This is a genomic window from Rathayibacter agropyri, assembly GCF_013249015.1.
GTDB classification, from domain to species: domain Bacteria; phylum Actinomycetota; class Actinomycetes; order Actinomycetales; family Microbacteriaceae; genus Rathayibacter; species Rathayibacter agropyri.
Genome location: NZ_JABRPL010000001.1, coordinates 819,605 through 831,051, shown reverse-complemented (window position 1 = coordinate 831,051; position 11,447 = coordinate 819,605). Strand labels below are relative to the sequence as shown.

Genomic DNA, 11,447 nt, shown 5'->3' with positions numbered 1-11,447 from the left:
TCTGCTCTGTAGCTCCCACTCTCTTCTGTGAGGTCTCACCCGTGGACACCGTTGACGCCCGCGCCCCCCGGCATCCGCTCGCTCCCGACTGGCTGCGCACGCCCGACGACGCGAATGCCCTCTCCGAGGGCGTCTGGTCGGACGGCGTCCGGCGCGACGAGCACGGAACGCTGAGTGTGGCCGGCGTTTCGGTCGACGTGCTCGTCCGCGAGTACGGCACTCCTCTCTACGTGGTTGACGAGGCGGATGCGCGCCGCCGCGCCGTCGAGATGCGCGAGGCCTTCGCTCGCGAACTCGGACGCATCGGCGCGGGCGTCACCGTCTACTACGCGAGCAAGGCGTTTCTCTCGACCGAGGTCGCCCGCTGGATGCGCGACGAGGGCTTGAACCTTGACCTCTCGAGCGGAGGCGAGTTGGCCGTCGCTCTGGCCGCGGGCATCGAGCCCGCGCGCATCGGCCTGCACGGCAACAACAAGTCGCTCGCCGAGATCGACCGGGCCGTCGAGGTGGGCGCGGGAACGATCGTGCTGGACAGCCTGGTCGAGATTGAGCGCGTCGCGGCCGCGGCCGAGCGGCACGGCCGAGTGCAGGCCGTCCGCCTCCGCGTGAACAGCGGAGTGCACGCGCACACCCACGAGTTCCTCGCCACCGCGCACGAGGACCAGAAATTCGGCCTCGCGCTCGGCGACTGCCCGGCCGCCGTCGCGCGCATCCGCTCGTTCCCCTCGCTGCGGCTGCTCGGCCTGCACTGCCACATCGGGTCGCAGATCTTCGGCGCCGCCGGGTTCGCGGAGTCGGCGTCTCGCCTCCTCGACGTGCACGCGGCTCTGCTCGCCGACGGGCCGGTGCCCGAGCTCAACCTCGGCGGTGGCTTCGGCATCGCCTACACGAGCGCCGATGACCCGACGCCGATCGGCGACATCGCGGCGGCCGTCGCCGACGCGGTCGCCGAGCAGTGTGCGGCGCGCGGGATTCCCGTGCCGCACATCGCTATCGAGCCGGGGCGCTCTGTGATCGGTCCCGCGGGCTTGACGCTCTACGAGGTCGGGACAGTGAAGGACGTGGTGGTCGGCCCGGAGGGGGCGACCGCGGTACGCCGCTACGTCAGCGTCGACGGCGGCATGAGCGATAACGCCCGGCCCGCTCTCTACGGAGCTGACTACACGGCCCGGATCGCGAACCGCTCCTCGACAGCACAGCCCGCGCTAGTGCGAGTCGCCGGCAAACACTGCGAGTCGGGCGACATCGTCGTCCATGATGACTTCCTGCCGGCGGATGTGCGGCCGGGCGACCTGCTCGCGGTCGCCGCGACCGGTGCCTACTGCTGGTCGCTCGCGAGCAACTACAACTACCTCGGCAGGCCCCCGGTCGTCGCCGTCCGCGACGGCCGCGCCCGCGTCCTCGTCCGTGGCGAGACCGAGGAGGATCTCCTCCGCCGCGATGCCGGCATCGAACGAAAGGGCACCTCCCGATGATCGAGTACCGCAGCCTCCGCGTCGCCCTCTTGGGTGCCGGGTCCGTCGGTGCCCAGGTGGCGCGTCTCCTTCTCGACCACGGCGACGAGCTCGCCCAGCGTGTGGGGGCACCGCTGGAACTTGTCGGTGTGGCCGTGCGGACTCTCGACGCACCCCGCAGCGCCGACATTCCGCGTCATCTCCTGACCACCGACGCCGAGTCGCTGATCCTCGGCGCCGACATCGTCGTCGAACTGATCGGTGGCCTCGAGCCGGCCCGAAGCCACATCCTCACCGCGATCTCGTCGGGAGCAGACGTCATCACCGCCAACAAGGCGCTGCTCGCAGCGCACGGCAACGAGCTCTTTGAGGCGGCCGATCAGGTGGGGGCGCAGCTCAACTACGAGGCGGCCGTTGCAGGGGCGATTCCGATCATCCGCCCGCTACGCGACAGCCTCGCGGGCGATAGGGTGCACCGGATTCTGGGCATCGTGAATGGCACGACCAACTACATCCTCGACCGGATGGACACCGAGCACTCGAGTCTCGAGGACGCGCTCGCCCGCGCCACCGAGCTCGGCTACGCGGAGGCCGACCCCACCGCCGACATCGAGGGTTTCGACGCCGCGCAGAAGGCCGCGATCCTCGCCCGCCTCGCCTTCCACACCGACGTACCGGTGACCCTGGTGCATCGCGAGGGCATCACCGGCATCACCCGGGCGCAGGTCGACCAGGCGCGCGACTCCGGATACGTCATCAAGTTGCTCGCGATCTGCGAGCGGCTGACCGATGCGAAGACGGGGGAGGAGGGCGTCTCAGCCCGCGTCTATCCGGCGCTGGTGCACCGCTCGCATCCCCTTGCCGCGGTGCATGGCGCGAATAACGCGGTCTTCGTCGAGGCTGAGGCGGCCGGCGATCTGATGTTCTATGGAGCAGGAGCCGGCGGTATCGAGACCGCCTCGGCGGTGCTCGGCGACGTCGTTTCGGCGGCACGCAGGCACGTCGTCGGCGGTCCCGGTCTGGTCACCAGCGCCAGCTCGGGTCTGCGTGTGCTGCCCATCGGCCGCGTGACGACGCGCTACCAGGTCACCCTGGAGGTGCTCGATCGGCCGGGCGTGCTCGCGCAGATCGCGGGCGTCTTCGCCGAGCACGGAGTCTCGGTCGAGACCCTGGTGCAGACCCCGCCAAGCGCCGACCCACTGGAGGTGGCGGGCGGTGCGGAGCTGAACGAGCCGACCGCTACCCTGGTCATCGGCACGCACGCGGCAGCGGAATCCGATCTGGCGGCCACTGTCACCGCCCTGGATTCTCACGGGTTCGTCGGCGCCGTGACGTCCGTCCTACGAGTTGAAGGAGCCTGAGATGGCCAAGCAGTGGCGCGGAGTCCTGCACGAGTACGCGGATCGCCTTGATGTCTCCGAGGCGACGCCGGTCATCACGCTCGGCGAGGGCGGCACCCCGCTCATCCCCGCCGCGGCCCTCTCGGCGCGCACGGGCGCGAAGGTGTGGGTCAAGTACGAGGGCATGAACCCGACCGGCTCCTTCAAAGACCGCGGCATGACCATGGCGATCTCGAAGGCCGTCGAGCACGGCGCGAAGGCCGTCATCTGCGCCTCGACCGGCAACACGTCGGCCTCGGCCGCCGCCTACGCGACCCACGCCGGTATCACCGCCGCCGTGCTGGTGCCCGAGGGCAAGATCGCGCTCGGCAAGCTCAGCCAGGCGATCGCGCACAACGCGCAGCTCCTGCAGGTCCAGGGCAACTTCGACGACTGCCTCGACATCGCCCGCGACCTCGCGAAGAACTACCCGGTGCACCTCGTCAACTCGGTGAACCCCGACCGCATCGCCGGCCAGAAGACAGCGGCGTTCGAGGTCGTTGAGGTGCTCGGCGACGCTCCCGACTTCCACATCGTGCCGGTGGGCAACGCGGGCAACTACACCGCCTACTTCCGCGGCTACTCGGAGGAGCTGGAGCGTGGAGGGTCGACCCGTCTCCCGCGCATGTTCGGTTTTCAGGCCGAGGGCTCTGCGCCGATCGTGCACGGCGCGCCTGTCCGCCACCCTGAGACGATCGCCAGTGCCATCCGCATCGGTAACCCCGCCTCGTGGGAACTCGCTCTGAACGCGCGCAGCGTCAGTGATGGCTACTTCGGCGCGATCAGCGACGAGAAGATCCTCGAGGCGTATCGCATCCTTGCGGGCGAGGTCGGCGTCTTCGTCGAGCCGGCCTCCGCGATCAGTGTCGCTGGCTTGCTCGAGCGAGCCGAGGCGGGGGCGATCCCGAGGGACGCCACGGTCGTGCTCACGGTCACCGGTCACGGACTCAAGGACCCACAGTGGGCCCTGCGCACCGCTGACGGCGCCGATATCACTCCCACCGTCGTTCCCGTCGACACCGTCGCGATCGCGGGCGTCCTGGGGTTGGCCGGCGCATGACCTCGGCGGTTCCCGTCGGCCGCACCGTCCACGTCAAGGTCCCCGCCACCTCGGCGAACCTCGGGCCGGGCTTCGACACGCTCGGCCTCGCGCTCTCGTTCTACGACGAGCTCGACGTGACGGCGGTGTCGGCCACGGGCGCCCGGGTCACCGTCCACGGAGTGGGGGAGGGGGAGGTGGCAACCGACGAGACGAACCTCGTCGTGCAGGCCATCGCCTACACCTTCGCCGACCAGCGCCAGGAAATGCCGGGTATCGAGGTGATCGCGCGCAACATCATTCCGCACGGCCGCGGGATGGGCTCCTCCGGAGCGGCGATCGTCTCGGGAATCATGGCGGCGAAAGGCCTGCTCGAGGGAATTGTCGAGCTCGACCCCGACGATCTCCTGCGCATCGCCACCGAGATGGAGGGCCATCCAGACAATGTGGCGCCCGCCCTCTTCGGCGGACTCACCATCGCCTGGGTGGAGCCGGACGTCGGCGGCGCCGACAATGCTCCGCTGCGCCCGCGCTCCAAGAGGCTGATGGTGCACCGCGGAGTCTCGCCCGTGGTCTTTGTCCCCGAGCACACGATGTCGACGCGGCTCGCCCGCTCGCTCCAGCCGCAGAGCGTGCCGCATGAGGACGCGGTCTTCAACGTCTCGCGCTCCTCCCTGCTGATCGCCGCTCTGATCCAGAGCCCTGAACTGCTGTTCGCGGCGACGGAGGACAAGCTGCACCAGAACTACCGGGCGGCCGCGATGCCGCAAACCTCGGCCTTGATTGCGCTTTTGCGCTCGCACGGCTATGCGGCCGTTGTATCGGGTGCAGGGCCGAGCGTCCTGGTGCTGTGCAGCGACCCTGCCCAGCGCCTCGCGGCGGCGCACCTGGTCGAGAAGGAGGCGCCCGCGCCGTGGCGGGCACACATGCTGGCCGTCGACTTCAAGGGTGCTACAGTGGGGACCGCATCCTGAGGAACCGCGTAACGAGCGGACTCTGTCCGACGGATCGTCCCGACAACTACGGCCATCACATCGTGTGAAGGGCGCCCCTGCTCCTCTTGCAGACCTGCGCCTGGTCTCCGGGCCCTCTCTGCGCATTCTGTGGCAGTCGGCCTCGGCGGCCGAGAGCATCGCGTGGATCAGAACACGCGATGGCACCGCACGGTCGATGCGCTCTCCCGGTGAGCAGTCGTTCCCGGGGGGAAGGAACCCTCTCCAGTGACAAACGTCAACACCCACGGCTCGACCGTGGATCTCACCGCTGACCTCTCGGCCCTCCGCGTCGCGGAGCTTCAGGCGCTCGCGATTCGTCTTGGCCTCGGCGGTGCCTCCAAGCTCCGCAAGGGCGAACTCGTGCAGGCCATCTCGGATCTCCGGGCCGGCACGGCGGCCGAAGCGGCGGTCGAACTCGACGCCAGCGTCGCTCCGGAGGTCGATGCCACGAACGTCGAGGCCGAGCCGGCCGACGTGGCCGAGCAGGCGACTCCCGAGCCCGAGGCGCCGGGCGATCTGCCGACGCGCGTCGAGAGCACCGAGGCCGACACGGTCGACGTCCTCGAGCAGGCCGCGCCGACCGTCGAGGAGACGGCCGCACCCGTCGCCGAATCGGCTCCCGTCGAGCTCGAGTTTCCCGCGGCCGCCGAGCCGGTCGCCGAGCGCACCCCGCGCCGCCGCAGTTCGCGTCGCGCCTCCAGCGGCACCGTCGCCGCCGGCGAGCACCTCAACGTCCCCGAAGGGTCCGGCGTTGAGTCGCTGATCCCCGACCTCCCCGTGATCGAGCAGGAACCCGACGCCGAGTCGGCCGCGAAGCCGGTCATCGACATCGAGTTGCCCAACGGGCCCGAGTCAGACGATTCCTCCCGCGACGGCGGCCAGCGCGAGCGTCGCGGACGCCGACGTAGCCGCGGCGGCAGCGCCGAGCAGAACGCCCAGGTCGAATCCTCGCCGGCCGAGACCGAGGCCGACGTTGATGTCCCCGAGCAGCAGGAGCAGCAGAGCGGCGACCAGCAGCAAAACGGCGACCAGCAGGGCACCGGCCGCGGCCGCAACCGCCGCAACCGCAACCGCAACCGCGCGGACGATCGCCAGAACGACGCTCCCCAGAACGGCGCCGCGCAGAACCAGCCGCAGAACGGCCAGGGCTCGCGGACCTCGCAGGCCGAGGGGCAGCAGACCTCGCAGCAGGGAGGATCCGGACCGCAGCAGAACTCTCAGCAGGCCGAGGGCGAGGACGGCCGTCGCAGCCGTTACCGCGACCGCAAGCGCCGCGGTGGCGCGGTCGGTGACGAGATCGAGCCCGAGATCGGCGAGGACGATGTCCTCATCCCGGCCGCCGGCATCCTCGACGTCCTCGACAATTACGCATTCGTGCGCACCACCGGCTACCTGCCTGGCGTGAGTGACGTCTACGTCTCGCTCGGCCAGGTCAAGAAGTACAACCTGCGCAAGGGTGACGCGGTCGTCGGCGCCATCCGCCAGCCCCGTGAGGGTGAAGGCGGCGGACGCCAGAAGTACAACGCGATCGTCCGGGTTGACTCGATCAACGGCCAGAGCGTCGATGAGGCCGCGGCGCGCGTGGAGTTCCAGAACCTCACTCCGCTCTACCCGACCGAGCGCCTGCGCCTCGAGACGGAGCCGGGCAAGCTCACGCAGCGGATCATCGACCTGGTCGCCCCGATCGGCAAGGGCCAGCGCGGCCTGATCGTCGCGCCGCCGAAGGCCGGCAAGACGATCGTCCTCCAGCAGATCGCGAACGCGATCGTCCAGAACAACCCCGAGGTGCACCTCATGGTCGTCCTGGTCGACGAGCGTCCGGAGGAGGTCACCGACATGCAGCGCACTGTGCGCGGCGAGGTCGTCGCCTCCACCTTCGATCGCCCGGCCGAAGACCACACCACCGTCGCCGAACTCGCGATCGAGCGCGCCAAGCGCCTGGTCGAACTGGGCCACGACGTCGTCGTGCTGCTCGACTCCATCACTCGCCTGGGCCGCGCCTACAACGTGACCGCGCCCGCCTCGGGCCGCGTGCTCTCGGGCGGAGTGGACGCCTCGGCGCTCTACCCGCCGAAGAAGTTCTTCGGAGCGGCACGCAACATCGAGAACGGCGGATCGCTCACCATCCTCGCGACGGCGCTCATCGAGACCGGCTCGAAGATGGACGAGGTGATCTTCGAGGAGTTCAAGGGCACCGGCAACATGGAGTTGCGCCTCTCACGCCATCTCGCCGACAAGCGGATCTTCCCCGCTGTCGACGTCAACGCGTCCGGAACCCGCCGCGAGGAGATGCTCCTGAGCGCGGACGAAGTCAAGATCACCTGGAAGCTGCGCCGCGCCCTCGCCGGGCTCGACCAGCAGCAGGCACTCGAGATCATCCTCTCGCGCTTGAAGGAGACGTCCTCCAACGTCGAGTTCCTCATGCAGGTCTCGAAGTCGGCCGTCGCCCCAACCGCCGCCAGTCACAGCAACGGTCACCACTAGCGTCCCGACGTCCGCGGTCGCCCCTTGAGCGGGGGCGGCCGCGGACGTTTTCGCGTTCCGGGGCCGCCCCACCCCACCCCACACCTCTCGGAAGCCAGGCCCCTCATGTTCGAATCCGTCAGCGTCCTCCTCGCCGAGCACGAGGATCTGCAGACCCAGCTCTCCGATCCGGCGCTGCATGCCGATGCTGCGCGCGCCAAGAAGGTCAATCGCCGCTATGCAGAGCTGAGCCAGATCAAGGCGGCGCACTCCGCGTGGATCCAAGCGGGCGAAGACCTTGAGGCCGCACGAGAGCTCGCCCGCGAGGACTCCGCGTTTGCCGAGGAGATCCCCGAGCTGGAGGAGGTGCTGCGCGTGGCGCAGGAGAAGCTGCGCCGCCTGCTCATTCCGCGCGACCCCGACGACGGCCGCGACGTGATCATGGAAATCAAGGGCGGCGAGGGCGGAGCCGAGAGCGCGCTGTTCGCGGCCGACCTGCTCCGGATGTACCTTCACTACGCCGAGGCGAAGGGCTGGAAAACCGAGATCCTCGATCGCGACGAGTCCGACCTCGGCGGTTACAAAAACGTGCAGGTCGCGATCAAGAGCAACGCCACCGACCCGTCACAGGGTGTCTGGGCGCACCTGAAGTACGAGGGCGGTGTGCACCGCGTGCAGCGCGTCCCCGTCACGGAGTCGCAGGGCCGGATTCATACGTCGACCACCGGTGTACTGGTGTTTCCCGAGGTGGACGCGCCCGAGGAGGTCGCGATCAATCAGAACGACCTCAAGATCGACGTCTATCGCTCCTCCGGACCCGGCGGCCAGTCGGTCAACACCACCGACTCCGCGGTACGGATCACCCACCTCCCGACCGGCATCGTCGTCTCGATGCAGAACGAGAAGAGCCAGCTGCAGAACCGTGAGGCCGGTATGCGCGTCCTGCGCGCCCGGATCCTCGCCCGTCAGCAGGAGGAGATTGCCGCGGCGGCCTCCGACGCGCGCAAGACGCAGATCCGCACGATGGACCGCTCCGAGCGGATCCGCACCTACAACTTCCCCGAGAACCGCATCGCCGACCACCGCACCGGCTACAAGGCCTACAACCTCGACGGTGTGATGAACGGGGCGCTCGACCCTGTGGTCGAGAGCGCCATCCAGGCCGACGAAGAGGCACGCCTCGCCGACATCGGCTCCGACGAGTCGTGAGCGGCGATGCCCGCGCTGTGCTGGCCGAGGCCGTCGGTCGGCTGCGGGCTGCCCGCGTCCCCTCTCCGGACGTCGATGCGGAGTTGCTCCTCGGGCATCTGCTCGGTCTCGGCCGCGGCGAGCTACAGGCACGCCTCATCACCGGCCTGACGGTGCAGGAGGAGGTGCGGGATGCTTTCGATCAGGCCGTCGAGCGCCGGGCCGCGCGCGAGCCGCTGCAGCACATCACCGGAGTCGCGCCGTTCCGCATGCTCGAACTCGCCGTCGGCCCCGGAGTGTTTGTGCCTCGCCCCGAGACAGAGGGTGTCGCCCAGATCGCCATCGACGTGCTGCGCGCCGTTGCCGATCCGGCACCCGTCGCGGTCGACCTCGGCACCGGCAGCGGGGCGCTGGCCCTCTCACTCGCGCACGAAGTCCCGCACGCCTCGGTGATCGGCGTCGAGAACTCACCCGAGGCGTTCATCTGGGCCCGCGGCAATCGCGACCGCCTCGGCCTTGAGAACGCGCGCATCGTCTTCGACGACCTCGCGAGCGCTCTGCCCGAACTCGATGGCACCGTCGCCGTGGTCGTGTCGAACCCGCCCTACATCCCCACCGCCGCGATCCCGCGCGATCCGGAGGTGCGGCTGTACGATCCGCCGGCGGCCCTTTACGGCGGCGAGGACGGGCTCGACGTCATTCGCGCGCTCTCGGCGACTGCGCGGCGGCTGTTGCGGCCCGGGGGAGTGCTCGTGATCGAGCACGGCGAGCTCCAGGGCGCCTCGCTGCGCGAGTTGCTGACGTCGGACGGCTGGCGCGGTGCGACGACGCAGAGGGACCTGGTGGGGCGAGATCGGGCGACCGTCGCCGTGCGCTGAAGGGCACGATGCTTCGCGACACGAGGTGCGGCGGGTGAACCGCACCTGGCTACCATCATGCGGCATGACCTTCACTCAGAAAAAAATCCAGGAATAACGCTACCCGAAGAGGCTTCCTCACTGTGAGTGGAGTGACTCTTGCAGCGTCGACATGGAGTTCGACTGCCCAGGCCCAAATGACCGACGGCGCCGCGACGACCGCGGCAGACGGCCGACGCAGCCTCGCACCCAATGAACTCGTCGATCCTGAATTTGAATCGGGTGAGATTACATGGACTCCGAATCGACAAGGCGCCGCAGCCATCGTCGATGATGCCGCGCCTGAGGGGAGCGGATCGAGAGCTCTTCGGGTCGTTGCATCCGGCGGGCAGTCTGCGGCGAGCAGCATGCAACTCATTGACGTCACACCCGGCGAACTGTGGTTCGGGGAGATCTGGATCAGAGCCACCGAGGTCTCAGGCGTCGCCAAGGACGCCAGTGTGAACATGAGCGTCTCTTACTACTCCGGTTCCCGCGACCTGCGCGCGTACTCGGCATTCGTCAGCATCGATCCTGGACAGGTCTCGGATGCATGGCGTGCGTTCCACGGCGTCTTCACTGTGCCACGTGCGGAGGAACGGCCGAGCCGTGCGACCGTGATGCGCGTGTCGGTCGGCGTCAAGGGCGTCTCCTCGGGCTCCTTCCTCTTCGACGATATGGTCGCGCGCCGGGTTCCCTGGGGCGGCCTGTCGCTGCGCGACTTCGGAGCGATTGGCGACGGTGTCACCGACGATATCCGCGCGGTTCAAGCTGCCCTCGATCTCTCCGCGCGCCAACATATGTCGATCACCGCCCCGTCCGGACGGTACGCCGTCCGCTCGCTGCTCGCCACGGAACGGTCTAGCCTCATCGGAATCGGAGCCGAGACGCTGCGGTTCCCGACCAATTGCTGCCGGGAGATGACGTTCACAGCTACGGAGGCGCGAACATTATCCCCGCTCCTGGTGCTTCCTCGCCGCTGGTTACCGTTCAGGGCGGTGGAGTCACCCTCGCGAACCTGACCGTCGATGGCTACAACAAAGTAGCCGAGACTAAAACGGGTTCGGATTCTGTCGCCTTGGCCATCCGTGGAGGCTTCGAGTTCCGAATGGACTCCGTCCGGATCTTCCGGTTTCGAAGAACGGGAATCGATGTCGGGACGATGAATAACTCCGTGTGGCGCGATGTCTACGTTGACAATTGCGGAAGCGCGAACGACGCCGCCGTCATCATCCGCTTGGGTGAGCGTGGACTAACGAACTTCTGCCAGTTCCGCGGTCTCACAATCGAGCGGAGCGCCAATACGGCTCTTGCGATCGCCGCTGGGAGTGATGCTCATGCTGATTACGCGGAGTACTTGGACTGCGTCGGCCTTCATGTCGAGGCGGCGAGGAGCGGGAATGGCGTTCTCAACGAAGGGCCGTTGATTCGTATCGGCAATGTGACGTCGGTGGTGTTCCACGCGCTGCAGGTGCTCGGGCAGCCGTCTCCGATTATCGAGTACCGACAGCAGTTCGTAGACAATCAGAATGGCGGGAAGGAGGCGCAGGGGCGCCTCGCCTACGTTGATCCGACCGGGTTCGTCACAGCCGATCAGCTGGGCGGCGTCACATTCCTCGGCGGTGTCATCATGCAGAATCTGCCGGAAGGGACTACCCCACCTACCGCGCTTCCGTCCCTTCTGCTTGCAGCGGGATCTGCGGTCAGCCTCGTTGGGACGCGTTTCTTGCGAACCGCGACTGCTGCGATTGAGATCGAGTCGGGTTTTGCTGGGGAGGTCGTGATCGATCCGTCAGTGACGGACCGGCCCTACGACGGCGGAACATTCCTGCGGGACGGCCGTGCGGGAGGAAGCGTCTTCGCACTCCGAGGGCCGGTCATGATCGCCGGGCACGTTTCGACGCGGTCTGATGAGGCGATGGTCGCCGCTTCCGGTGGTGGGCCGGCGCCCGTAGCGACGGGGGCCGGCCTCACCGATGTTCGGGAGCTTCGCTTTTGGCAGCAACGCGGCGCGGAGCGGACCTGTCGCTAGC

General features: G+C 68.4%; 9 protein-coding genes. All 9 read left to right on the top strand.

Translation table 11 applies throughout. The features are described 5' to 3' along the window. The first annotated feature begins 41 nt into the window (after positions 1 to 41). The 9 genes from lysA to HRF29_RS03815 all read left to right on the top strand — a co-directional run bounded on the left by lysA (position 42) and on the right by HRF29_RS03815 (position 11,446). Complete coding sequence (gene lysA, locus HRF29_RS03855; protein WP_173244852.1) at positions 42 to 1,475, top strand: diaminopimelate decarboxylase; 1,434 nt, start codon at positions 42 to 44, stop codon at positions 1,473 to 1,475. Continuing rightward, entirely contained in the window at positions 1,472 to 2,815 is a 1,344-nt protein-coding gene (locus HRF29_RS03850) for a homoserine dehydrogenase (RefSeq protein WP_173244849.1), read from the top strand. Before lysA ends, HRF29_RS03850 begins: the two co-directional genes overlap by 4 nt. Before the next feature lies 1 nt (position 2,816). Further along, positions 2,817 to 3,893 carry a threonine synthase gene (gene thrC / locus HRF29_RS03845; protein ID WP_173244846.1) on the top strand — a complete coding sequence of 359 codons (1,077 nt, stop codon included), beginning with the start codon at positions 2,817 to 2,819 and terminating at the stop codon, positions 3,891 to 3,893. Beyond that, the gene (gene thrB, locus HRF29_RS03840) at positions 3,890 to 4,846 is read left to right on the top strand and encodes a homoserine kinase (RefSeq protein WP_173244843.1); all 957 of its coding nucleotides are present in this window, start codon (positions 3,890 to 3,892) and stop codon (positions 4,844 to 4,846) included. The genes thrC and thrB overlap by 4 nt, the downstream gene beginning before the upstream one ends. A 246-nt stretch (positions 4,847 to 5,092) precedes the next feature. Then, the gene (rho, locus tag HRF29_RS03835; RefSeq protein ID WP_173244840.1) at positions 5,093 to 7,351 is read left to right on the top strand and encodes a transcription termination factor Rho; all 2,259 of its coding nucleotides are present in this window, start codon (positions 5,093 to 5,095) and stop codon (positions 7,349 to 7,351) included. Positions 7,352 to 7,456: 105 nt separating this feature from the next. Beyond that, positions 7,457 to 8,539, top strand: a complete 1,083-nt coding sequence (gene prfA / locus HRF29_RS03830) for a peptide chain release factor 1 (protein ID WP_173244837.1) — start codon at positions 7,457 to 7,459, stop codon at positions 8,537 to 8,539. After that, on the top strand, positions 8,536 to 9,396 hold the full coding sequence (gene prmC, locus HRF29_RS03825) for a peptide chain release factor N(5)-glutamine methyltransferase (RefSeq protein WP_173244833.1): 861 nt from the start codon (positions 8,536 to 8,538) through the stop codon (positions 9,394 to 9,396). Before prfA ends, prmC begins: the two co-directional genes overlap by 4 nt. Before the next feature lie 176 nt (positions 9,397 to 9,572). Beyond that, complete coding sequence (locus HRF29_RS03820) at positions 9,573 to 10,436, top strand: glycosyl hydrolase family 28-related protein (protein WP_173244830.1); 864 nt, start codon at positions 9,573 to 9,575, stop codon at positions 10,434 to 10,436. A gap of 56 nt (positions 10,437 to 10,492) precedes the next feature. Continuing rightward, the gene (locus HRF29_RS03815) at positions 10,493 to 11,446 is read left to right on the top strand and encodes a hypothetical protein (RefSeq protein ID WP_222929580.1); all 954 of its coding nucleotides are present in this window, start codon (positions 10,493 to 10,495) and stop codon (positions 11,444 to 11,446) included. The last annotated feature ends 1 nt before the right edge of the window (position 11,447 follow it).

Excerpts from the sequence above, each read along its gene's own strand:
- HRF29_RS03850 (WP_173244849.1), top strand. The coding sequence starts at position 1,472 with ATGATCGAGTACCGCAGCCTCCGCGTCGCCCTCTTGGGTGCCGGGTCC.
- thrB (WP_173244843.1), top strand. The coding sequence starts at position 3,890 with ATGACCTCGGCGGTTCCCGTCGGCCGCACCGTCCACGTCAAGGTCCCC.
- HRF29_RS03820 (WP_173244830.1), top strand. The coding sequence starts at position 9,573 with ATGACCGACGGCGCCGCGACGACCGCGGCAGACGGCCGACGCAGCCTC.
- thrC (WP_173244846.1), top strand. The coding sequence starts at position 2,817 with ATGGCCAAGCAGTGGCGCGGAGTCCTGCACGAGTACGCGGATCGCCTT.
- prfA (WP_173244837.1), top strand. The coding sequence starts at position 7,457 with ATGTTCGAATCCGTCAGCGTCCTCCTCGCCGAGCACGAGGATCTGCAG.